The 22,285-nt window shown below is 65.3% G+C and carries 22 protein-coding genes; 13 read left to right on the top strand and 9 right to left on the bottom strand.

Features of this window, described 5'->3' with window-relative positions; translation table 11 throughout:
* Positions 1–75 precede the first annotated feature (75 nt).
* From ACQCST_RS03020 to ACQCST_RS03010, 3 genes are all read right to left on the bottom strand, one after another.
* Positions 76–825: a LamB/YcsF family protein gene (locus ACQCST_RS03020; protein ID WP_426997877.1), complete on the bottom strand. Its 750-nt coding sequence runs from the start codon at positions 823–825 to the stop codon at positions 76–78.
* Positions 809–1,651, bottom strand: coding sequence for a hypothetical protein (locus tag ACQCST_RS03015; RefSeq protein WP_426997876.1), 843 nt, complete (start codon positions 1,649–1,651; stop codon positions 809–811). The genes ACQCST_RS03020 and ACQCST_RS03015 overlap by 17 nt, the downstream gene beginning before the upstream one ends.
* Before the next feature lie 143 nt (positions 1,652–1,794).
* Positions 1,795–2,268, bottom strand: coding sequence for an SDR family NAD(P)-dependent oxidoreductase (locus ACQCST_RS03010; RefSeq protein ID WP_426997875.1), 474 nt, complete (start codon positions 2,266–2,268; stop codon positions 1,795–1,797).
* Positions 2,269–2,333: 65 nt separating this feature from the next.
* Here ACQCST_RS03010 and ACQCST_RS03005 point away from each other — a divergent pair, with 65 nt between their 5' ends.
* The gene (locus tag ACQCST_RS03005; RefSeq protein WP_426997874.1) at positions 2,334–3,737 is read left to right on the top strand and encodes an MFS transporter; all 1,404 of its coding nucleotides are present in this window, start codon (positions 2,334–2,336) and stop codon (positions 3,735–3,737) included.
* Here ACQCST_RS03005 and ACQCST_RS03000 read toward each other — a convergent pair.
* The 4 genes from ACQCST_RS03000 to ACQCST_RS02985 all read right to left on the bottom strand — a co-directional run bounded on the left by ACQCST_RS03000 (position 3,734) and on the right by ACQCST_RS02985 (position 8,258).
* On the bottom strand, positions 3,734–4,222 hold the full coding sequence (locus ACQCST_RS03000; RefSeq protein WP_426997873.1) for a DUF2871 domain-containing protein: 489 nt from the start codon (positions 4,220–4,222) through the stop codon (positions 3,734–3,736). The genes ACQCST_RS03005 and ACQCST_RS03000 overlap by 4 nt on opposite strands.
* A 77-nt stretch (positions 4,223–4,299) precedes the next feature.
* Entirely contained in the window at positions 4,300–6,642 is a 2,343-nt protein-coding gene (locus ACQCST_RS02995) for a glycoside hydrolase family 65 protein (RefSeq protein WP_426997872.1), read from the bottom strand.
* A 33-nt stretch (positions 6,643–6,675) separates the two neighbouring features.
* Entirely contained in the window at positions 6,676–7,431 is a 756-nt protein-coding gene (locus ACQCST_RS02990; RefSeq protein ID WP_426997871.1) for an HAD family hydrolase, read from the bottom strand.
* A 206-nt stretch (positions 7,432–7,637) separates the two neighbouring features.
* Positions 7,638–8,258, bottom strand: a complete 621-nt coding sequence (locus ACQCST_RS02985; protein ID WP_426997870.1) for an alpha/beta hydrolase — start codon at positions 8,256–8,258, stop codon at positions 7,638–7,640.
* Between the two features lie 187 nt (positions 8,259–8,445).
* Here ACQCST_RS02985 and ACQCST_RS02980 point away from each other — a divergent pair, with 187 nt between their 5' ends.
* From ACQCST_RS02980 to ACQCST_RS02960, 5 genes are all read left to right on the top strand, one after another.
* Positions 8,446–9,378, top strand: coding sequence for a ferritin-like domain-containing protein (locus ACQCST_RS02980; RefSeq protein ID WP_426997869.1), 933 nt, complete (start codon positions 8,446–8,448; stop codon positions 9,376–9,378).
* Positions 9,379–9,638: 260 nt separating this feature from the next.
* Positions 9,639–10,391 (top strand): glycosyltransferase family 2 protein, encoded by a 753-nt coding sequence (locus tag ACQCST_RS02975; RefSeq protein WP_426997868.1) that lies wholly within the window; start codon positions 9,639–9,641, stop codon positions 10,389–10,391.
* Entirely contained in the window at positions 10,388–11,065 is a 678-nt protein-coding gene (locus ACQCST_RS02970; RefSeq protein ID WP_426997867.1) for a TIGR04282 family arsenosugar biosynthesis glycosyltransferase, read from the top strand. Before ACQCST_RS02975 ends, ACQCST_RS02970 begins: the two co-directional genes overlap by 4 nt.
* Positions 11,062–11,778, top strand: coding sequence for a class I SAM-dependent methyltransferase (locus tag ACQCST_RS02965; protein WP_426997866.1), 717 nt, complete (start codon positions 11,062–11,064; stop codon positions 11,776–11,778). The genes ACQCST_RS02970 and ACQCST_RS02965 overlap by 4 nt, the downstream gene beginning before the upstream one ends.
* 53 nt (positions 11,779–11,831) lie before the next feature.
* Positions 11,832–12,467 carry a hypothetical protein gene (locus ACQCST_RS02960; protein ID WP_426997865.1) on the top strand — a complete coding sequence of 212 codons (636 nt, stop codon included), beginning with the start codon at positions 11,832–11,834 and terminating at the stop codon, positions 12,465–12,467.
* On the opposite strand, the gene ACQCST_RS02955 is transcribed toward ACQCST_RS02960, so the two are convergent.
* Together ACQCST_RS02955 and ACQCST_RS02950 are read right to left on the bottom strand one after the other, a co-directional pair.
* The gene (locus tag ACQCST_RS02955; RefSeq protein ID WP_426997864.1) at positions 12,410–12,973 is read right to left on the bottom strand and encodes a hypothetical protein; all 564 of its coding nucleotides are present in this window, start codon (positions 12,971–12,973) and stop codon (positions 12,410–12,412) included. The two genes, ACQCST_RS02960 and ACQCST_RS02955, sit on opposite strands and share 58 nt — an antisense overlap.
* Entirely contained in the window at positions 12,970–14,184 is a 1,215-nt protein-coding gene (locus ACQCST_RS02950) for a molybdopterin-dependent oxidoreductase (RefSeq protein ID WP_426997863.1), read from the bottom strand. The genes ACQCST_RS02955 and ACQCST_RS02950 overlap by 4 nt, the downstream gene beginning before the upstream one ends.
* A gap of 111 nt (positions 14,185–14,295) precedes the next feature.
* Between ACQCST_RS02950 and ACQCST_RS02945 the strand changes: the two genes are divergently transcribed.
* From ACQCST_RS02945 to ACQCST_RS02915, 7 genes are all read left to right on the top strand, one after another.
* Positions 14,296–15,744, top strand: coding sequence for a glycosyltransferase family 87 protein (locus ACQCST_RS02945; RefSeq protein WP_426997862.1), 1,449 nt, complete (start codon positions 14,296–14,298; stop codon positions 15,742–15,744).
* Positions 15,741–16,625, top strand: a complete 885-nt coding sequence (locus ACQCST_RS02940) for an MTAP family purine nucleoside phosphorylase (RefSeq protein WP_426997861.1) — start codon at positions 15,741–15,743, stop codon at positions 16,623–16,625. Before ACQCST_RS02945 ends, ACQCST_RS02940 begins: the two co-directional genes overlap by 4 nt.
* Complete coding sequence (locus ACQCST_RS02935; protein ID WP_426997860.1) at positions 16,622–17,695, top strand: NAD-dependent epimerase/dehydratase family protein; 1,074 nt, start codon at positions 16,622–16,624, stop codon at positions 17,693–17,695. The genes ACQCST_RS02940 and ACQCST_RS02935 overlap by 4 nt, the downstream gene beginning before the upstream one ends.
* A 154-nt stretch (positions 17,696–17,849) precedes the next feature.
* Positions 17,850–18,107, top strand: coding sequence for a DUF6458 family protein (locus tag ACQCST_RS02930; protein WP_426997859.1), 258 nt, complete (start codon positions 17,850–17,852; stop codon positions 18,105–18,107).
* A 336-nt stretch (positions 18,108–18,443) separates the two neighbouring features.
* Complete coding sequence (locus tag ACQCST_RS02925) at positions 18,444–19,247, top strand: DeoR/GlpR family DNA-binding transcription regulator (RefSeq protein WP_426997858.1); 804 nt, start codon at positions 18,444–18,446, stop codon at positions 19,245–19,247.
* The gene (locus tag ACQCST_RS02920; protein ID WP_426997857.1) at positions 19,244–20,230 is read left to right on the top strand and encodes a 1-phosphofructokinase family hexose kinase; all 987 of its coding nucleotides are present in this window, start codon (positions 19,244–19,246) and stop codon (positions 20,228–20,230) included. The genes ACQCST_RS02925 and ACQCST_RS02920 overlap by 4 nt, the downstream gene beginning before the upstream one ends.
* Before the next feature lie 2 nt (positions 20,231–20,232).
* Positions 20,233–22,281, top strand: coding sequence for a PTS fructose transporter subunit IIABC (locus ACQCST_RS02915; protein WP_426997856.1), 2,049 nt, complete (start codon positions 20,233–20,235; stop codon positions 22,279–22,281).
* The last annotated feature ends 4 nt before the right edge of the window (positions 22,282–22,285 follow it).

Genomic DNA, 22,285 nt, shown 5'->3' with positions numbered 1-22,285 from the left:
TTGAGGCTCCGATTTGCGCTATTTCAGGGCCTCAACTGTCCGTTCGTGCTTATAGCTTGCACCAAGCATGACCGGTCAGGCGAATGACTCAAGCTCCACGCCGGCTTCTTCCAACCCGGCACGGACCGCAGCTGCCATGCCCACGGCCCCCGGCGTATCGCCGTGAATACAGAGGGAATCCGGCCGGACCTGCACCAGCGTGCCGTCCACGGCCTCCACCTCGCCCTTGACGGCCATCCGGACGGCCCGCTCAACAATTGCACCGACGTCGTGCAGCACCGCGCTGTCCTGTGAGCGCGGCAGCAGCGTTCCGTCCGGCAGGTAAGCGCGGTCCACAAAAGCTTCCAGAAAGACCGGGTGCCCCGCTTCCCGGGCCAGCTCCAGCAGCGCTGAGCCCGGCAGGCCCAGGATGGGCAGGCCCGGATCGTAGGCCTGGACGGCGGCCACCACGGCCGACGCCTGATCGGCGTCATGCACGATCCGGTTGTAGAGAGCACCGTGCGGCTTGACATAGTCCACGGATGCGCCCACCGCGTGGGCCACTCCATCCAGCGCGCCAAGCTGGTAGAGAACGTCGCCGAACAGCTCGTCGAAGGACAAGTCCATGGACCGGCGGCCGAAGCCCGCGAGGTCGCGGTAGCCCACATGGGCGCCCACTGTCACGTCGAGTTCAAAGGCGGCGCGGCAGCTGTCCAGCATGGTGACGGGATCGCCCGCGTGGAATCCGCAGGCCACGTTGGCGCTGGTAACCAGCCGGAACATTGCGGCGTCGTCCCCCATAGTCCAGGAGCCGAATGACTCCCCCAGATCAGCGTTGAGGTCCACTGTTGCCGCCTTCCAGCGAGAGATTGTCCGATGTGGGGTTGTCCTGCGTGGGATTTCCCGGTGCCGGGGACCCGGCCTTCAGTTCTCCGGGGACGGTGTCCGGCAAGGGGCCGAAGGCTTCTTGGGCATTTGCGACGACGGCCCGGCCCATGATCAGGTTGCCGGCGCCGCCTACTACTGCTCCGATGCCGAAGGGGAGCGCCCTGCCGAACAGGGCCGTGCCCTGGCGTTTGACGAGGCTGCGGAGGAAGGCCTTCTGGATACGGTCACGCACCGCGCCGAACCCGGACACTGGAATTTTGCGGGAGAGGATATTGCCCCAGGCCTGCGTAGCGCCTTTGCCCCTTCCCATGGCCTGGCCGCTCAGCGAGCCCAGCAGCGCCGTTCCCTCTTCGCCCAGCATGATGGCCATGACCATGGTGCTGGCCTTGTCCGGGTCAACCAGGCGGATGCCGTGGAGCTCTGCGAGTGACTCTGCATAGAGTGCCGTGGCCTCGAGGAAGGCCACCGTGGCCGCAGCCGAAAGCCCAAGGGACGCAATGGTGCCAACTCCGGGAACCACCGCCGTTGCACCCACCAGGGCGCCGCCACCTGTCACGGCAGCAAGATAGTCGCGCTTCAGCTTGTCAGCCAGCTGAGCGGCCGAGGCGCCCGGGTGCTTCCGCTGGAGCCTGCGCAGATTGGCCAGCACCAGGGGCCGCTGGACGTTCACAGCCCTGAGAAGCAGGTTGTGGACACCCGGCTTGGGTTTGCCCTGGGCGTCGAAGACCGCGTTGTGGGCTGTTTCCTGCGCGATTTTCACCGCAGGGTTGTTTCGCTTGGCCATGGTCACCTCTGCTTTTGTCCACCGGCAACGGGTTGGCTGCGGTCTTGGCTTAACACTAGGCCACGGAACTGATGCCACACCCCTACCATGCGAGGTCGGCGTCACCGAGAGAGCACAAGCGCGGGGAGGACCTGTCGTCCGAATCAAGAAGGTCCCGGAGCTACCTGGCAGCGACAGGAGGCGGCTTGGCCCGTCGCAAGCTTCCCCAGGTGGACGGCCAAGCAGCGGACCTGGCCCTGAAGGTCCTTGGCCGGAGAGGGGGTCAGCATGTTCTGCGCAGCCTTGGAGACCTTGTAGGCGTAGCTGGTGGACAGCCCGCCATAATCGCCTCGCGCCTGAGCTGAGACAGACCCCAGCCTGGACGTGACGTTCATGATGATGGGATCGGACGCTGCGAGGAGGTTCGGGAGGAGGGCCTGAACCAGGCGGAGGAGCCCGGCCATGTTGACGTCCACGGAGTTGAGTATTCCATCCGGATCAATGGATCCCAGCTCCGACCGAGGAGCGCCCCGGGCGGCGTTGTTCACAAGAACGTCAAGGGGCCGGCCACCGGCGGCGGCAAGGAGCGCCTCAGTATTGTCGGAGCGGACATCGTGGACCACCGGCGGCGGTGACAACGGCGAGCCCGGGCGAAGTTTCCCTTAACGTTCCCCCTGGTTTTTCCTCCGCCTAGACTTACTCTATGCCCACGCCCAGAGCCCTCCGGCCTTTTGCGCACCGGGAATACCGGGTGCTGATCGCTGCGCTGGCTGTCTCCATTTTCGGTTCGGGAATGTGGGCCGTGGCCATGGTCTATCAGGTGATCCGCCTTGGCGGCGGCCCCCTTGAGCTCTCCCTTGTGGCCACCGCCGGCAGCGTGGGTCTGGTGGCATTTGTCCTTGCCGGAGGGATCGCCGCAGACCGGGTTCCGCAGCGGCTGCTGATCATCGCCGTCGAGGGAGCCAACCTCGCAGTGATCGCCGCCATCAGCGGGCTGGCCTTGGCGGGCTGGCTGCAACTATGGCACCTGGCCGCCGGAGCGTTTGTGCTCGGAGTGGGAGCGGCCTTCTTTTTCCCGGCGTACTCGGCAATCCTCCCGCGGATCCTGCCGGCTCAGGACCTGCTGGCAGCCAACGGCATGGAGGGGACCATGCGCCCCATCCTGCAGCAGGCGGCAGGTCCGGCCGTGGCCGGAATCCTGGTTGCTGCACTGTCGCCGTCCCACGCCGTGACGGGCGTGGCGGCATGCCATCTGTTGGCGTTTGTCATCCTTAATTTCCTCGGACAACATGCCCTGGACGCGCCGGTCAGTGGCGCTGAACCTGCCGGGCCGGGCGTGCGGGCCGGGCAGGACAATCCACGGGACGGCCAAGCAGCAGAGCCACCCGCGAAGTCGTCTTTTTTCCACGACCTCCGCGAAGGCGTCGGCTACACCCTCAAGACACCGTGGCTGCTCTGGACCCTGCTCTGGGCATGTATTTCCGTACTCTTCCTGATCGGCCCTATCGAAGTGCTGATCCCGTTCGTTGTGCGCGACCAGCTCGGCGGCGATTCCCGCATGTTCGGTTTCCTCTTGGCCATCATGGGCGTGGGCGGTGCCACGGCCTCGTTGGCCACAGCATCCTTCAGGCTGCCGCGGCGTTACCTCACGGTCATGATGGTTGCCTGGGGCGCCGGCACCCTGCCGCTCGCCGCCCTCGGAACCATGGATAGTTTCTGGGCTGTGGGAGCCGCCCTGTTCGTCTTCGGCGCCACCGGCGGTGTGGGCATGGTCATCTGGGGCACCCTGCTTCAGCGCCGTGTACCGCCCCACCTGCTGGGACGGGTGTCCAGCCTGGACTTCTTCGTGTCACTGGCGCTGATGCCGATTTCCATGGCACTCGCCGGGCCCGCCGCCGCGGTGATCCCGGTCTGGCTGATCTTCCTGGTGGCCGGCGGAGTCTGCCCCATCATGGCCGTGGTGGCGATGGCGGTGGCCAGGATGCCCGCGGATGAGCTCGCCAATCCGCTAGACCGGGACAGCGACGGCGACAGGGACAGAGACACCGATGACGCCAGCAGCGACGGCGAAACCAGTGCCCCGACCGACTCTCAGGTGCGCAACTAGGGGCGAATCGGGGCCGTCAATTCGCCCTGATCTGCACCCTCAATCCTGTTGGCAGCGCTAGCCGCAAGCGGCATGGCCTGGACAACGGCCTTCCGCAGCGCCAGGAACAATAGCACCAGTCCGGCCGTGAGCAGGACGTGCCCCATGCCTGCAATCCCGGCGAGCGCCTTGGACGATGCATCAACTCCGGCCACAACCATGGAGCCCTTGACCAGCATCATCCCGCCGGTGATCACCACACCGGCATTCCAGATCCAGAAGAACCAGGCGGACAGTCTGGGTGCGGCAGCGGAAAGGGCAAAGACCTTCTCCAGGCCGAGCATGACCAGCAGGACGATGAACCCCAGCACCAGCCAGTGCGTGTGCACCAGGCCCAGCTGCGATTCGCCTGTGAAGTTGTTTGCTTTGGTGAATTCACGGTAGTAGAAGCCGGAGAAGACTCCGACGATGGCATAAGTAAACGAGGCGTAGAAGAGTTTTTTCACTCTTCAAGTCTTTCCCACAGCGCCCGACGGCGGATCAACCGTTTGATTGATCCGCCCCGTCCGTTCCGGCCACAGCCTCAGGCGCGGGCGCGCACCACGGGGATGCTCGCAGTGGGAAGCCCACTGGGGAAAACGGTACGTTCAGGTACGGCTACCGGGTCCAGCCCGACCCGGAGCGGCTCCGCCCCCACCATGTGGAGGGACTGGCGCACCTTGATCTCAAGCGGCGCACCCCCGCGGATGCTCAAAGTGATGGCACCCGCCTCCAACTCTACGAACAGCAGCCGGCCCTGGATCTTGAGGTGGAAGGCCAGGCTTTCCCATTCCCCGGGCAGGCGCGGATCGAAGAACGGCACCGGCCCCTGATCGCGCAAGCCCGCGAACCCGCAGACCAGCGAACTCCACACACCGCCGGTTGAGGCGATATGCACGCCGTCGATCGTGTTGCCGTGGGTGTCGTCCAGGTCAATGAACGCGGCATTGGTGAAGTGGTCAAGCGCGGCCTCGCCGTAGCCCACCTCGGCGGCCATGATGCCCTGCACGCAAGCGGACAGGGTGGAGTCGCCGGTGGTGATGGGATCGTAGAAGTCGAAGGCGCGGTGCTTCTCGGCGGCGGTGAAGTCCTGCCATTGCAGGAACATGGCCAGTACCGTGTCAGCCTGCTTCAGCACCTGGTGCCGGTAGATGACCAGCGGGTGATAGTGCAGCAGCAGCGGGTACTGGGACCGCGGGGTGTCCCAGTCCCAGGGCTCAAGGGTCATAAAGTCATTGTCCTGTGAGTGCACCTGCAGGCGGTCGTCGAAGGGCAGCTGCATGCGGCTGGCTGCTGCGCGCCAGAGCTGGCGCTCGGCGTCGCTGATCTCCGGGTGGTCCAGGTCCGCTGCAGCCCGCAGATTAAAGCGCGCCATCACGTTGGTGTAGAGGTTGTCATTGACCACGGCCGTATATTCGTCCGGGCCGGTGACTCCATGGATGTGGAAGAGCCCGTCCTTGCCGAAGAAGCCCAGTGACACCCACATCCGGGCAGTTTCCATCAGCAGCTCCGCACCCATTCCCTCACGGAAGGCGCTGTCTCCGCTCGCCCAGACATACCTGTTGGTTGCAAACGCGATGGCCGCGGCAATATGGAATTGTGCGGTGCCGGCAGCATAATAGGCGCTGGACTCGAGGCCGTTGATGGTGCGCCAAGGGAAGAGGGCACCATCCACGCTGAGCTCCTTGGCCCTGATCTTGGCCGCGGGCAGCAGCTCGTGACGGAACTCCAGAACCTGGCGGGCGCCGTCGGGGTTTGAGTACGTCAGGTACGGCAGGAGGTACACCTCCTGGTCCCAGAAGTAGTGCCCCTCGTAGCCAGAGCCGCTGACCCCCTTGGCCGGGATCCCGGCCACATCGGCGCGCGCCGTGGCCTGTGCCAGCTGGAACAGGTTCCAGCGGATGGCTTGCTGCAGCTCAGGCTGGCCGCCCACCACAATGTCCGTGGTGGCCCAGTAGTCCCGGTAATGCGCCGCGCTTTCGGCAAAAATTTCAGTGACGGTCTTCAGCGCGGCTTCGGCTATTTCCGCCGCGTCCTGGCCGGAGTCCTGAACGCCGCTGCCGGCGGCATAGCTGACGCTCTTTTCCAGCCGGAAGGGCTCGCCGGGCCGCACGGCCAGGACATACCGGACGCTGCTGTCGTCCTGGTCCACCCGGGTATCGAAGGGCTGCAGCCCGGCTGATGTCCAATGGTCGACGGCGATTCCCACCCGCTGCTTCGATTCCGCGGCCTTCCAGGACAGCCTGAGTGAGCCGTCGCCGCCGTCGAGCCTCAACGGCAACAGGACGCGCCCTGCGTGCCGCCCGGCCCTGCGGGGGTCGTGCGCGGAATGGTCGTCAACGGGCTGGTCCTGGCGGTTGATGACCGAGGAGGTAACGTCCGCGGACACGTCCTGGTCCGCGGAAAGTTCCAGCGAAATACCCAGGCCGCCACGCGATTCAAAGCCGACGGCACGTCGCTCCGTGGTGGTCACGGTGGCCCCGGAGCGGCATTGCCAGGTCACGCGGCATTCGTAGAGCCCGGTAGCGAAATCAACGGAGCGCCGGTAATCCAGGACTGTGGATTCGGCCAGCGTCAGCGTCTCGCCGTCGATGATCACGGTGAAGTTGTTGACGTCCGGAATGTAGAGGATCCGCTGACCTGTACGGGCAAAGCCAAACGCGTTTTCGGCGTGTTTGATGTCCCAGATCTCGTGGAGGCCGTTGATGAAGCTGCCCGGGAGCTCGGCGTCTGCCTCTGCCCAGTGTGCGCCACGGATGCCCAGATGGCCGTTGCCCAGGGCGAACAGGGTTTCCAGCGTTCCTGCGTTGTCCGGGACGTGGCTGGTTTCGACGAGCTGCCAGGGATCGTTGGGGAACCGGACGCGGTCTGCGGTGATGAGGGCCATGGGAGGCGCTCCTTAGGGAAGGTGAAGTCGGGACTAGAGAAGTTCGTTGAGATCGTTGACCACCAGGGTGGCCCCGGCGTCCAGGAGCGTCTGCCGGCCGGCGCCGCGGTCCACCCCGATGACTGAGTGGAAGCTGCCGGCGCTGCCGGCCAGGACGCCGGAAACAGCATCCTCCACCACCACGCACTCCTCGGTGGGGAGCCCCAGCAGCTGCGCCGCATACACATAGGTGGCCGGGCTTGGTTTGCCCGGCAACCCTTCCGCGGCAGCCAGCACGCCGTCCACCACTATGGGGAAATGGCCGCTGAGGCCAGCAGCGCGCAGCACCGCCGGGGCGTTCCGGGACGAGGAGACGACGGCGAGCTTCAGGCCAAGCGCCTGCGCGGCTTCGATGAAGCGCACCGAGCCTTCAAAAGGCTCCACTCCGCCGGACTGGACGATGTCATTGAAGATCCTGTTTTTGCGGTTGCCCAGGCCCTGCACCGTGGTGCTGGCCGGGTGGTCATCGGTGGGCCCTTCGGGAAGCACAATGCCGCGGGACGTCAGGAAGTCGCGGACGCCGTCGAACCGCGGCTTTCCGTCGATGTGGTCGAAATAGTCGTTTTCGCGGTAGCCCGCTGCCTCCGGCCTGGACTCGAGGTAACCGTCAAAGAGTTCCTGCCACGCACGCTCGTGGACCGTGGCCGTAGGGGTGAGGACGCCGTCGAGGTCAAAGAGGATGGCGGAGGCGCCGGTCCAGCTGGTGGGGGTGCCGTTAGGGAGCGGCGTTCCGCTGGGAAGATCAGTCATGTGCAGTACGGTGTCCTTTCAGACGTGGAGGACAACTGTGGCCGCATCTCTTTCCACTATGAACGCGTTCCTGCCGCTTGGCAAAAGGGTTTCGCCCTCAGCCAAGTCCCCGGCAGATATCCGGGCCGATTTGCGAGCCGAAGAAAAGTGTAAGCGCTTACACTTTTGCCGCGCAAGGGGTCCGTTCAAGCAAAACGAATGTGGAACTACGAGCGCAGCACGTAGTGGCGCAGGAACGCGCTGACATCCACCATTTCCGTCTTGGACATCGCGTGGCCCATTCCCGGATACGTGCGGGCCGTCAGCTGGGTATGGGCATGGAGCCAATCCTCTGTGTGCGCCGTGGCGTCCCCGTTGATCACCAGATCCGCTTTGTCCCGGCCCCAGAAAAACGGCGGCCGTGTGTCAAGGGACTCGCTCAGGGCCAGCAGATCGTTGTCCAGGACAAAGCCGGAAAGCCCGACGACGGCGCGGAAGTCGTGCGGGTGCAGCCGCAGCAGTGTGCTGGCCATGGCCATCCCCTGCGAGTAGCCCAGCAGGCTGACGCTGCTGTGCTGGCCCTTGACTGAATTGATCCAAGAAGAGACTTTGTTGGCGGCGCTAATGACGTCCGCGAAGTCATTAGTCAGGAAATAATCCAGCAGGAACCAGCCAAAGTCGTCGCCGATCACCATGGGAGCACGGAGAGCCGCGCACGTGAATTCGGCGGGCAGATGCTCGAACAGCTTCACCATCCGGGATTCATCGGTCCCGTAGCCGTGCATCATCACCAGCAGCGGCGTGCCGGCCCGCTCGTTTTCCGGCCTCGACCATACAACTGTCTCCATCAGGACAGCCTAACGAGTCCGGGGGTGGCAACGGTTTCGCTATTGTCCCCGGAAGGGGCCAAGCTCGTGGCCGAACCGGCTTCCGAGCCAGGTACGTCCCGTCGAGCTCTTCCTTCAGGGATGACGATCGCGGTACCCTTCCCTTGTCATTGGTCTCACAGTTGCAACCTATGGCAGGAGAACTGAAATGTTCGACCAGAAATTCATCACCAATGCAATGAACCGCAGCGCGGAAAACAACCTGGACCGGCGTCGCCTGTTCAGGGCAGCGGGTGCAGCCGGGATAGGCGGCGCGGTGGCGTTGCTGTCCGCTACCGCGGCATCCGCCCGAGCCGATCAGGCCGGCCCCAGCGATTCGGCAATCCTGAACTTTGCCCTGAACCTGGAATACCTTGAAGCCGAATTCTATTTGCGCGCAGTGACGGGCTATGGCCTGGCCGATAACCTCACGGATGGCAAAGGGCGGCGCGGCGGAGTAACCGGCGGCAGCCAGGTCCCCTTCACCGCCGGAAGCCTGATCCAAAAGTACGCTCTGGAGATCGCAGCCGACGAAAAGGCGCACGTTGCCTTCCTGCGCAGCGCGCTCGGCCAAGCCGCAGTGGCCCGCCCGCAGATCGACCTGGATGCAAGCTTCACCGCTGCCGCCATGGCTGCGGGACTCATCACCGCAGGCCAGACCTTCAGCCCTTTCGCGGACGAGACGAGTTTCCTGCTCGGGGCCTTTATCTTTGAAGACGTCGGCGTCACCGCCTATAAGGGCGCTGCCCCGTTCATTGACAACAAAACATATCTGGAGGCCGCCGCTGGCATTCTCGCCGTGGAGGCTTACCACGCCGGCATTATCAGAACCACGATGTACGCCCTGGATCTGCAGGCACCGGCGCAGGCCATCTCGGACGCCCGCGACAGCCTGGACGGTACAACGGATCTTGATCAGGGCATCGGGACCGCCCAGGTTGCCAACCTCGTGCCCACCGATGCCAATGGCCTCGCGTTCAGCCGCACACCCGCGCAAGTACTGAACATCGCCTATCTGACCCCGGAATCAGTCAAATCCGGCGGCTTCTTCCCAGCCGGCGTCAATGGCTCGATTAAGCAAAGTGGTGGCACCGCCGGCTGACACGCTGAGCGCCACCTGACGCCACCCGCACGGGTGGCGTCAGGTGAACATTGCTGATCGGCCGGCGCGATTTTCGGCCTTCGTGGACGGATCACCATGCTGGCGCCGCATTTCTTTTACGGTTGGGGAGCTCGACCCGCCGGTTCAGGCTTCCACTGAGCCGCACGAACCTCTTAGGTCCAAGGTCCCGGCTGCCACGTGTCCCGATACCGTAAGAAATTCCGGGCGAAGTTTTTTGCCGGAAACCATAGCGTAGAGGGATGAACCATACGCGCGGACCCTGTGTTGATGTTGTTTTGCCGTGCCTGAATGAGTTCGGTGCCCTGCCTTGGGTTCTTTCGCGGATGCCCGAGGGATACCGGGCCATAGTGGTGGACAACGGCTCCACCGATGGATCAGCTGAACTCGCAGCGGAGCTTGGCGCCATGGTGGTCAGGGAGGACCAGCGGGGCTTCGGCGCTGCGGCCCACGCCGGGCTGCTTGCTGCGACGGCCGACTTTGTGGCTTTCTGCGATTGCGACGGCTCCCTGGACCCGGCCCAGCTGCCAGACCTGCTGGAGGCCGTGATGACGGGCGCGGCCGATCTTGTCCTGGGCAGCCGCCAGCCGCAGCGCGGTTCGTGGCCTTTTCACGCCCGGGTTGCCAACGTTGTCCTGGCCTGGCGGCTGCGCCGGCTGACCGGCGAGTCCGTCACCGACCTTGGACCCATGAGGGCCGCCCGGCGAACCGGGTTGCTGTCACTGGGGCTCGAAGACCGCCGGAGCGGCTATCCGCTGGAGATGTTTCTCAAGGCGAGCCTTCGCGGATGGAAGATCGTTGAGTTTCCGGTGGTGTACGCTCCTCGCACGGGTAAATCCAAGGTGACCGGGACGCTCCATGGCACGGTCACAGCGGTGCACGATATGTCAGCGCAGCTGAAGGCAGCGGCAGCTGTGGTGCCTTCAGCTGCGCTGCTTGCCGGACCGGCAACGCTGACGGCAGCTGAAGCCCGCGGCAGCGAAGAACAGCTATGAACATCACCATGGATCTGACTGTTGCGGTTATCGCCAAGGAGTGCCTGCCGGGGCGCGTGAAGACCCGGCTCACGCCGCCGCTGACGCAGCCGGAGGCCGCCGCCATTGCACAGCTGAGCCTGGCGCGAACACTGGACACGGTGCGGTTATTGCCGGTACAGGAACGCCTGCTGGTCATCGCAGGGACACCGCGAAGCGTGGATGCAGAAGGGTTCACGCTTGTAGCTCAGGCCGGCGGCTCCCTGGATGAACGGCTGGCTGCCATCTGCGATTCCGTGGCCGGTCCCCTGCTGATCGTTGGAATGGACACGCCCCAGTTTTCAGTCGAGCATGCCGCCCCCCTATTCAAGGACTGGTCCTCGGCAACTCCCCTTCACGATGCCTGGCTGGGACCGGCCGCTGACGGCGGTTTCTGGGCAGTTGCCTTGCGCCGGCCCGATGGGGCCCTGATCAGGGGTGTGCCGATGTCCACTGGCGCCACCGGAGCCGCACAGCTCGCCCGGCTTTCCGCGGCCGGCCTGTCTATTGGGCTGCTGACTCCGCTCCGGGACATGGACTATTTTGGCGACGCCGTGGAGATCGCTGCCGAACTCCCAGGCACGCCTTTCGCTCAGGCTGTAGCTGAGGCTGTGGCTGCCGCCGGCGAACACCTGGTTGCCGGGGCCCGGCCATGACGTCAACAGTCACCGAAGCATCATTTGGACAAGGCCACCACGAGCCCTACGCACGCGCCCTGCGACGCGGCGGAGGTACCTTGACGCTGCGACGCCACAGCGCTGGCATGGGCACGGACACCAGCGGGGGCAGCAGCCCTGGAACAGTTGAGTTTGATGTGCTGGGTTGGTGCGCTGAGGCAAGCATGCTGGAGCGCCTCCTCCTGCAGAGCCTCGACGGGCCCGTGCTCGACGTCGGCTGCGGCCCCGGCCGGATGTTGTCCGCAGCCCAGTCGCTGGGCGTTGCAGCGCTTGGAATCGATCCAAGCGCGCAGGCTGTCCGGTGTGCCCGCAACCGCGGCGTCCGGGCGCTTGAGCAGTCGGTGTTCTCGGAAGTTCCGCAGTCCGGGCACTGGCAGTCCGTGCTCCTTCTGGACGGCAACATCGGGATCGGCGGAAACATCAGCAGGCTCCTGCGCCGGTGCCGGCAACTTATTGCCCCTTCCGGAACGCTGTTGGTTGAGGTGGAAGCGGACGACGACGTCGATGCCTCCTTCCGCGCGGTCCTTGAGGATGGGGACGGCAACCTGAGCGAACCGTTCTTCTGGGCGAGAGCCGGGAAGTCCGCGCTGGAGGCCCGAGCACAGAGCACCGGTTGGACGGTAGCATCAACGCAAAGGACTCAGGGCCGTGTCTTCTGCCGCTTGACCCCGTGCATTTCAAGAATCAGCTGACGGCGCCTGCGGCTCCAGTCATGTCGGCACTCCCGATCGAAAGAAGAACCCCATTGTCAAAGAAACTCCTTCCCCTCGCCTTTTCGCTGGCCGGCGTCGTCCTGGCCACGTCGGCATGCGCCCCGGCCAAACCGGATGCCTCAGCGGCCTCCGCCACGAGCGCATCCGCGGCCGCAACGGGCTCCTCGCCGGCCGCGCCTGCCACTAGCGGCTGGGAACTGAAACGCCAGTCCAGCGCTGAGCGGATCGCCGCGGCTGGCCTCGCCGTGCTGACCGCCGAGGGCGCCGCGGAACACTTCCATGCCCATCTGGACGTTTTCGTGGACGGCAGCGCCATCGCCGTCCCCGCCGACATCGGCTTCTCCTTCGGCGCCACAGGAAAGCCCAACGGTATCTCCGCACTGCACACGCACGACCAGTCCGGCAGCATCCACATCGAAGCTCCCGTGGTTGGCGACACCTATACGCTGGGCCAGCTCCTCACTCAATGGGGCGTCCTGGACGGGACTGACAAGTCTGCTGGAACCGCGCATTCCGGTGTGGACGGCTGGGTGGTGGCGGTGAACGGAACGAAGCAGGCCGGCAGCATCAAGGACGTCGTGCTGAAGGCCCACGACGAGGTGGTGCTGGCTTACGGCGCTGCGCCTGATCCGCTGCCGACGGCTTTCGAGTTTCCCGGTGGCCTCTGAGCCCGGACTGTTCCGTCAGGCTGGCTACCGGAGTCAGTACCCTTACCCGCCCGCTCCACCGTATAAATGGCCGTGCCCGCGGCCACGGCCAGAACCGCCCAGAACCAGGCGAGGTTCGCGGCATAGTCGGATTCGAGGACGCTGGTGTTCCTGGCCACGGACTGTGCCTTGATCACAACGCCCACCACCAGGGTTGTCACGGCACCTGTCATCAGGGCGCCCCTCAGTACCGCCGCGGACGCAGGGCGCAGACCGAAGCTCAGCCGTGTCAGTCCGGCACCGGCCAGTGTGGAGAGCGGAACAATCACGCCGTCGTGCAGCAGGACAGCCACGGCCATCCACGTCACCAGCCCTACCAGCTGCGGGATACCCAGCTGGGTGGGCAGGCCCAGGAGGCCGTACACGGCTATCCCGGCGCCGGCCAGGCCGAGCGAAATCCTGCTCCATTTGAGCGCTTTCGGGGTTTTCGGTGCTTTCGGTGTATTTGGGGCTTTCGGTGCTTTCACAGTGCCTCCACGGTCTGCAGCCATTTGGTTTGAAGCACACCGGGGCGCCCCGGGGCGATGACGCGGGCCGGGTAACCATGGTCAATGTCCAGGACTTCGCCATTAAGTTCCAGCGCCACCAGGGTTTGTTCGTCCTGCACGTGTGCCGCGGGCATGTTCATGATCCTGTAGGCGCCTTCCGGTTCAAGACTGGTCACCCGCACTTGAGACTCCGGCGGAGCGCCGACGGCGGCAATCAGCTCCCGCATCTGCACTCCCCGCCACTGCGCCGTCTGGCTCCAGCCTTCCACGCAGGCAATGGGTAGCTCATGGCTGTGCTGCGGGAGGGCCCGAAGCTCCGCCAGACTGAAGCCGCGGCTCACGTCGCGGTAGCTGACCGCCAGCTTCCAGTCAGCTGATTGCGCCAGCCCTGCCACTTTCGCCTCCGCCGCAGTCCGGTTGACCGGAACGGACTGCGGTCCGGTCCCCATCTTCCTAGGGGCGAAGAGGTTCAGCGGGTTGAGCCAGGAAAATGACTGGCCGGCTGTGGTGAGCACCAGAGCCCCGGTGGTGATTCCTACCCCGGCGAGGAACGCGCGCCGGGACCAGCGCCCAGGCGCGGGGCCGATCGCGGCACTGTCACCAATCGCGGCACTGTCACCAATTTCGGAAGCCGGGGCGGCGGCGTCGTCCGCGTCTTTTTCCAGTGCACGGACGGAACGTCCGCGCCAATTGGCCATAATGGCCGGCAGCTTAATGGCGATATGCAGCAGCAACGAGCCCCAGATGACCCAGGCCAGCCAATAGTGGGTCTCGCGGAACGGGAACGGCCATGGGTACCACTTGTAGGTGTTGATCAGGCCGGTGGTCAGTTCTATCAGCGAGGAGGCAATAAAGAGCGCAATCGATCCCCGCTCGAGACCGTGGACCACGGACTTCGCGGGAGGCCACTTGAGCAGCTCCGGGTATACGGACCACAGCTTCGCCAACAGCAGCGGGATGGAGGCTATGCCCGCTGTGACGTGCAGCCCCTGGGTGAACTGATAGATCCACACCGGCCGCGTCATGAAAAACATCCAGTCCGGCGGGTTTTGGAGCCCGTGGCTGAAGATCCCGGTAAGGAAACAGACGGTATAGCTCACCCCCAGCCAACGCCCCAGGACAACGGTCAGGCGCGTGCTGCGAGTGGGCGAGGCAAATTTCGCGGCCAACGCCTCGGTGAGCTTTTCCATAGTTCGATGACACCACCATTGCGTCCCCGCCGGGGGCCTGAAACCTTACGAAATGCGGAAGCCTGTGCGGGTGGCTCGGCACACGCGGGCGGCATAGGGCAGGATCAAGGAGTGGATCCGACATCGGCAGAACCAGTACCAGGGGCGGGCAGCCGTTTCACGCCCTACCTTCTGCTGACCGGGCTGATTGCGGTGGGTGCCGTTCTGCTCTGGTGGATGGTGCTGCCCGGCAACCCGTATGATCCAGCGCCTGTCCTGGGATCCTGCGTGTCCTGGCTGCTTCTCATCGCTGCCGTCCGCATCCTGAGGCACGTGCCACGGCGCCGGATCGGTGCCGTGATCATTGCGGGAACGGTGCTGCTGGGGGTGGCCGCAATGAGTGCTCCACCCCGGACCAGCAACGACTCCGCCCGCTATGCCTGGGACGGGATCGTCCAGAAGGCCGGGATCTCGCCTTATTCCTTCGTTCCTGTTGATGAAACCCTTGCTGATCACCGGCCTGCCTGGCTGTTTGCGCCGGGAACGTCCGGACCGGACGGGAAAACTCTCTGTCCGGATGACCTGTTCGGAACCGAATCCGTGGCTGCCTCCGGATTCCCGTCCGGCGATCCCCTGTGCACGGCCATCAACCGGCCGCAGGTGCCCACCATCTACCCTCCTGCCGCCGAGATCTATTTCTTCGCGGTCCGTTTAGCCGTACCGGATACCCTGGGCTATCTCCCGTTCCAGCTGGGCGGTCTACTGATCAGTGCGGCCGCCACGCTGATGCTCATGCGGGTGCTGGCGCGTACCGGGATGCCGGTCCACCTTGCGGCAGTGTGGGCCTGGAGCCCGTTGGTGCAGCTGGAAGCGGTGAACAACGCCCACGTTGATGTGCTTGGCGGTGCCCTCATAGTCGCGGCAGGAATGCTGCTGGCCTCCGGCAAGCCGCTGCGATCCGGGGTTGCCTTCGGCGCCGCGGTGGCCACCAAACTCATTCCCGTGATCGCTGCCCCTGCCCTGCTGTTCAAGCGGCCGGCCCATTTTACCATCGCGGCACTCGCCACGTTCGGCGCCCTCTATGTGCCCTATCTGCTGGCCGCCGGAGCGGGCGTCCTGGGCTTCCTGCCCGGGTATCTCAAGGAGGAGGGCTACAGCCAGTCCGGCGGCATCAGGTTCGGCCTGGCCCAGATTGTTTCCGCCGGCCCGTGGCCCCTTCTACTCAGCGCCGCGGCCCTGGCTGTGGTTGCCCTGGTTGCCCTCCGCACCACAAACGCCGGAAATATCTGGGAGCGGCAGACCCTCATGATTGGCCTGACACTGCTGATCGTCAGCCCCAATTACCCCTGGTACGCACTGATGCTCCTGCCTTTCATCGTCCTGAGCCGCCGGTGGGAGTACATCACCGTGATCCTGGCGCTGGATGTCATCTACATGGTTCCTTCCGGCATTCCGGACAAGGACATGATCAACAAGTCGGTGCTGCTCGCCGCAGCGCTGGCCGTGGCCGTCGCCGCCTGGTTGCGGTACCGCGCCCGGTTTGTGCCGGGCTCCATAACTACAGATTGGAATCATCAGTGAACCTTGGCAATCCTGCCCGCATCGGCATCATCGGAGGTTCCGGAACGTACCGTCTGCCGGGCGCCGTCGTGCAGTCAACGGTGACTGTCGATACTCCATACGGGCCGCCGTCGGGCCCTATCACTCTGGCCGAGGTTGCCGGCCGTGCCGTGGCGTTCCTGCCGAGGCACGGTGCGGGGCATTCACTCCCCCCGCAAAAGATCAACTACCGGGCCAATCTGTGGGCGCTCAAGAGCCTGGGCGTGGAGGCAGTCATCTCATCATCGGCCGTGGGCGGCCTGCGGGCCGGCTACGGACCGGACACCTTTGTGGTCACGGACCAACTGATTGACCGCACCTGGGGCCGCGGTGACACGTTTTTTGACGGTGCACTCTTCGAAGGTGCCGAGCCGGCAGGCGTCCAACATTTGCCGGCTTCCGAGCCGTTCTGCCCGGAGCTCCGCACCCGGCTGTCCGCGTCGCTGGCGGCCCAAGGCCTCAGCTACGCACCGTCCGGGACGGTGGTGGTCATCAACGGCCCGCGCTTTTCAACGAAAGCCGAATCGGCCTGGTACGTGGCCGGCGGTGCGGACATCATCAGCATGACCCAGTACCCCGAGCCGGTACTGGCCGCGGAACTGAATATGGGTTTTGCCAACCTGGCCTACATCACTGATTCCGACACCGGCCACGACGGATCGGCGCCCGTCACCGCCGGTGCCGTTTTTGAGCGGCTCAAAGCCGCCCAGGGGAACATTCTGGCCGTCCTGTCAGGCACCGTGGCGGCCATCGGCGATGACTACGTCCCGCCGTGCCTGCTGGACCGGACTGCTGTGGACAGGATCATGTCGCTGCCGGTCTCCCATGTCTCCGTGGATCCGGCCTCTGTGGACGCCCGATGAGGCTGTTGGTGACCGGCGGAGCAGGTTTCATCGGCTCACACGTTGTTGATGCTGCGCTGGCCGAAGGCTGGCAGGTGCGTGTGCTGGACTCACTGGACCCTGGCATCCATACCGGCCCGCCGTTACTGGACCACCGCGTTGAACTCGTCACCGGCGACGTGGCGGACCCGGACACGGTCCGCCGCGCACTTGATGGCATCGATACCGTGTGCCACCAGAGCGCCAAGGTGGGCCTGGGTGTCAGCTTCGCGGATGCCCCGGACTACATCCGCAACAATGACTACGCGACGGCGGTGCTGCTGGCGGCGATGGAACAGCAGGGAATCGTGCGGCTGGTTCTGGCCTCGTCCATGGTGGTTTACGGCGAAGGCGCCTACACCGATCCAGGGACCGGGGCGCTGGTCCGGCCCGGTCCGCGGACGGAGGCGGACCTGCGCGCCGGTATCTACGATCCGCGGGACCCCTGGACCGGTGCCGTCCTCTCCCCGGCCCTGGTCACCGAGGACGCCAGGCTGGATCCCCGGAATGTCTATGCCGCGTCCAAGCTCAGCCAGGAACATCTCGCCGCGGCCTGGGCCCGCACGGGCGGCGGAACGGCGATCGCCCTGCGGTACCACAACGTGTATGGGCCCCGGATGCCGAAAGACACGCCCTATGCCGGGGTCGCCTCGCTGTTCCGCTCCGCCTTGGCCCGGGGCGAGGCTCCGCGCGTGTTCGAAGACGGTGCGCAGCGGCGCAGCTTCGTCCACGTGCGGGACGTCGCGGCAGCCAACATCATGGCCGCCGAGTCCCTTCACCGGGCCTCGGCAACCGTGCCTGTAAACACAGCGGACTTCCGGGCCTACAACGTCGGCGCTGATGAGGTGAGGACCGTCGGCGACGTCGCGGCAGCCCTGAGCCGTTTCAGCAACGGTCCGTCTCCCGTGACTACCGGAGAATACAGGCTTGGCGACGTCCGGCATATCACGGCTTCCTCACAACGGATCAAAGACGAACTCGGGTGGGTTCCGGCCGTCGGCTTCGACGAAGGCATGCGTGAGTTTGCCACGGCTCCGCTGCGGGGCACCTAGCTCCCTTCCACTGGCCCGAACAGCGATGCGCACCGTTCAAATGATTGAATCCGGCGTTGTGGGGATGTAGCGTGACGCTTGACAGCATGCTTAGCAAATCGCGGCAGTCGGGCCCGTCGCGGCAGTCGCGGCAGCGAAGAACAAGGAGCAAGTCATGAGAATCGGTTCCTCCATTTTCCTCATCGCCATCGGCGCCATCCTGGCCTGGGCCATCACGCCCGGCCTTGTCCCCAATGTCGACCAGCCCCTGATCGGCTACATTCTTATGGCGGTAGGCGTGATCGGCCTGATTGCGTCCCTGATCCTGGCTTCACCCGGTCGCAGCCGCCGGGTCAGTGAAACCCGCTCGGTAGTGGACCCCAACACGGGCGAGTCCATCACGCGCAATGAGAGCCGTGACGGCGGCCTGTAACACCGAGCTCCACGCGCACCACCCGGCCGGCCGGGTCCGACCATCATGGCCGGGCCCGGCTCTCCCATTCCGCCGCACCCGCCTGCATCGCGGCGGTCGTGCGTCACTTATGGCCAGCTCAACGGGCCGTGGCCTTGATTTTCCGGGCTCCCCGGCTCCAACGCGGGCCATAAGGCACGCATTTCCGCCAAACCCTTCAACTGCCGGCAAACTGCCATTCTGTGTTTCTGTTGTTTTTCGTTGACAAACCAACACGAACACAGATAAAGTCAAGTAATTCCAGATCATGTGATGCCAGTCACTGACGGATTCAGGACTTTACGCAACGGAGGGTACGTGTTCGCCGAAGAGCGCCAGCAACGGATTGCCGAGCTTGTGGCCGGCAACGGCCGCGTCAGCGTCACCGATCTTGCCGACCGTTTCAGCATCACCACCGAGACCGTGCGCAGGGACCTGGCTGCGCTGGAATCGAGCACCATCGTGCGCCGCGTCCACGGCGGCGCAGTTGCCGCGGACCGCTTCAGCACCACCGAGGAGAGCATCCACGAGCGCACCGTCCAGCGTCCGGACCAGAAACTGCGGATCGCCCAGGCAGCCCTCACCCTCATCCCCCAGGCTTCCGCCGGCAGCATCCTCCTGGACGCCGGGTCCACCACCGAGGCCCTGGCGGAACTCCTCGCCCGCCGGACATCTGGCGAAGCAGCACCGCCTGAACAAGGCTCGGAGCTCGTGGTCATCACGCACTCTGTCCCCATCGCAGCCAAGCTCTCCAGCACACCGGGCATTGCGCTGCAGATCCTGGGCGGCCGGGTCCGCGGAATCACCCAGGCAGCCGTGGGCCAGGGCACTGTGGAGGCAGCGCAGAAGATGCGCCCGGACATCGCGTTCATCGGCGCCAACGGGATTCACGCCGTCTTCGGCCTGAGCACTCCCGATCCTGAGGAGGCCGCCGTCAAAGCAGCCTTCGTCCAGTCCGCCCGCCGCATTGTGGTCCTGGCCGATTCCTCCAAGCTGGACGCTGAAGCGCTGGTCCAGTTCGCCTCCCTGAAAGATCTGGACACCGTGATTACAGACCGAGATCCCAGCCCGGAACTTGCCGCTGCTCTTGCAGACGCCGGTGTTGACGTGGTGATCGCATGATCGTCACCCTCACCGCCAACCCGAGCCTGGACCGCACGGTGGCGCTGCCCGGGCCGCTGCAACGCGGCGAAGTGCAGCGCGCCATTTCCGTCCGGCAGGAGTCCGGGGGCAAGGGCGTCAACGTTTCGCGCGCACTTGCGGCGTCCGGTCTGGAAACCGTTGCCGTGCTGCCGGGTGCTGACAGCGATCCGGTGCTGGCAGGACTGCGCGACGGCGGTGTGCCGTTCGCTGCCCTTGCCATCGGCGAGCCGCTGCGCACCAACGTGGCGCTCACGGAGCCCGGCGGCGTGACCACCAAGATCAACGAGCCCGGACCGAAGCTGAACGCCCAGCAGCAGGAAGCCCTGATCGGGCTGCTGCTGGAGCGCTCCCGCGGCGCCAGCTGGGTCGTCCTGGCCGGCTCGCTCCCACCAGGAGTTCCCGCCGATTTCTATGCCACCGTCACCCGGCGGCTCCGCACCATCAACGACGGCGGCGATTGCCCCCGCATCGCGGTCGATTCCTCCGGCGCACCTCTCGCCGCCGCCATTTCCGGCGACGCATCAGGCACACCGGATCTACTCAAACCCAACGCCGAGGAATTGGCTGAACTGGCCGCCGCAGCCGGCTTCGTCGCGGCGTACACGGCCGAGGAACTTGAAGCGGATCCGGCGGCTGCCGCGGCAGCTGCCGTCGCCGTCGTACGTTCCGGTGTGGGTGCTGTACTGGCAACTCTCGGTTCCAAGGGAGCTGTTCTTGTAACGGCCGACGGCGCGTGGCTGGCCACGCATCCGCCGGTCACCGCGGTGAGCACTGTCGGCGCCGGCGATTCCTCGCTGGCCGGCTACCTGCTCGCTGCCAGCAGGGGTGCGGCCCCTGCTGATTGCCTGCGTCAGGCGGTGGCACACGGTGCCGCGGCCGCCTCCCTGCCGGGCTCCACTGTCCCGGCAGTCCACCAAACCACCCCCGACGCCGTAACCATCACGGCCCTTCCGAAGGATTGACAGTGACTCAGCTCATCACCACCGAACTGGTCGAGCTCGACCAGAATCTCGGCACCACGCCCGAGGACGTGATCCGGCACCTGGCCAGCAAAGTTGCTGCCACCGGACGTGCCACCGAGGCCGAGGGCCTCTTCGCAGATGCCTTTGCCCGCGAGCAGAAAACGGCAACCGGCGTGCCCGGCGGCATCGCCATTCCGCACTGCCGCTCCGCAGCCGTAACGGTGCCCACGCTGGCCATGGCCCGGCTTTCGGCACCCGTGGACTTCGGCGCCAAGGACGGCCCTGCCGACCTGATCTTCTTCATCGCTGCCCCGGATGGCGCGGACCAGGAGCACCTCAAACTCCTGTCCAAGCTGGCCCGTTCCCTGATCAAAAAGGACTTCACCGCAGCGCTGCGGGCGGCTTCCTCACAGGAAGAAATAGTTGAGCTGGTTGACGGGGCATTGGCTGACAAGCCAGCCGCCCACGCCGCGGCAGACGCTCCCGCCGTGGCGCTTGCGCCGGCAGCGGGCTCAGCCGGTTCCTCGGCTGGCCGCCCCAAGCGCCTGGTGGCCGTCACGGCATGCCCCACAGGCATCGCCCACACCTACATGGCGGCGGATTCCCTCGTTGCCGCGGCCAGGGAAGTGGGTGTCGACCTCCAGGTGGAGACCCAGGGTTCCTCCGGCGCGAAGCCACTGGATCCCGCCGTGATCGCAGCCGCCGACGCAGTGATCTTCGCGGTGGACGTGGACGTACGCGGCAAGGAGCGCTTCGCGGGCAAACCGGTCATCAATGCCCCGGTCAAGCGGGGCATTGACGAACCGGACAAGATGGTCCAGGAAGCACTCGCCGCGGCCGACAACCCGAATGCCCGCCGTGTGCCGCACTTCGGCGCCGAGGAGCAGGCTGAGACTGAAGCCATGGAAAAGGGCGAGCACATCGGCCAGAAGCTGAAGAAAGCCCTCCTCACGGGCGTCAGCTACATGATTCCGTTCGTGGCCGGCGGCGGCCTGCTGATCGCCCTTGGCTTCCTGATGGGCGGCTACCTGATCACCAAGTTCGCGGACACGATCATCGTGCAAAACAGTCTCTTCAACCTGCCGACTGAATTCCCCGACAACGCGTGGGGCCCGCTCGGAGCCTACCTCGGAGCCGTCCTGTTCAAGATCGGCGCCCTGTCCCTCGGCTTCCTTGTGCCAGCCCTGGCCGGCTACATCGCCTACGCCATTGCTGACCGACCAGGCATCGCTCCAGGCTTCGTTGCCGGTGCCGTTTCCGGGTTCATGGGTGCAGGCTTCCTTGGCGGCATCGTCGGCGGCTTGCTCGCCGGCTATGTTGCGCATTCGATCGGCAAAATCAACGTCCCCCGCTGGCTGCGCGGCCTGATGCCCGTGGTCATCATTCCGCTCATTGCATCCGTCGTCGCTTCGGGGCTGATGTTCCTGATCCTGGGCGGCCCGATCGCGGCGATCACCGCAGGGCTCAACGCCTGGCTGTCCGGCCTCACGGGTGCCAGCGCCATCGCCCTGGGCATCATCCTGGGCCTCATGATGTGCTTCGACCTCGGCGGCCCGGTCAACAAGGTGGCCTACTCCTTCGCCGTCGCCGGACTGGGCGCCGCAACCATCACCAACCAGGCACCCTGGCAGATCATGGCAGCAGTGATGGCCTCGGGCATGGTGCCGCCGCTGGCCATGGCCCTGGCCACCGTGCTGGACAAGCAGCGCTTCAGCCTGGCCGAGCGCGAAAACGGCAAGGCCGCCTGGCTGCTGGGTGCCTCGTTCATCTCCGAAGGCGCCATCCCGTTCGCTGCCGCCGACCCGCTCCGCGTCATCCCCGCCAGCATGCTCGGCGGCGCCATCACCGGAGCTATCTCCATGGCAGCGGGCGTCGGCTCGAAGGCACCGCACGGCGGAATCTTCGTCTTCTTCGCCATCGACAACTTCCTGATGTTCGTCGTTGCGATCATCGTCGGGACCGTCGTGACCGCCCTTTCCGTCCTGGCGCTCAAGCGCTGGGCAGTCCGCACCTCCGTTGATACGGTGGAACGGGTTCCAGTCTCGGTCTGATCCG

The organism is Pseudarthrobacter sp. N5 (assembly GCF_050157035.1).
Lineage (GTDB): Bacteria > Actinomycetota > Actinomycetes > Actinomycetales > Micrococcaceae > Arthrobacter.
Note: the sequence above shows the minus strand (reverse complement) of the source record. Positions and strands in the feature narration are given on the sequence as shown.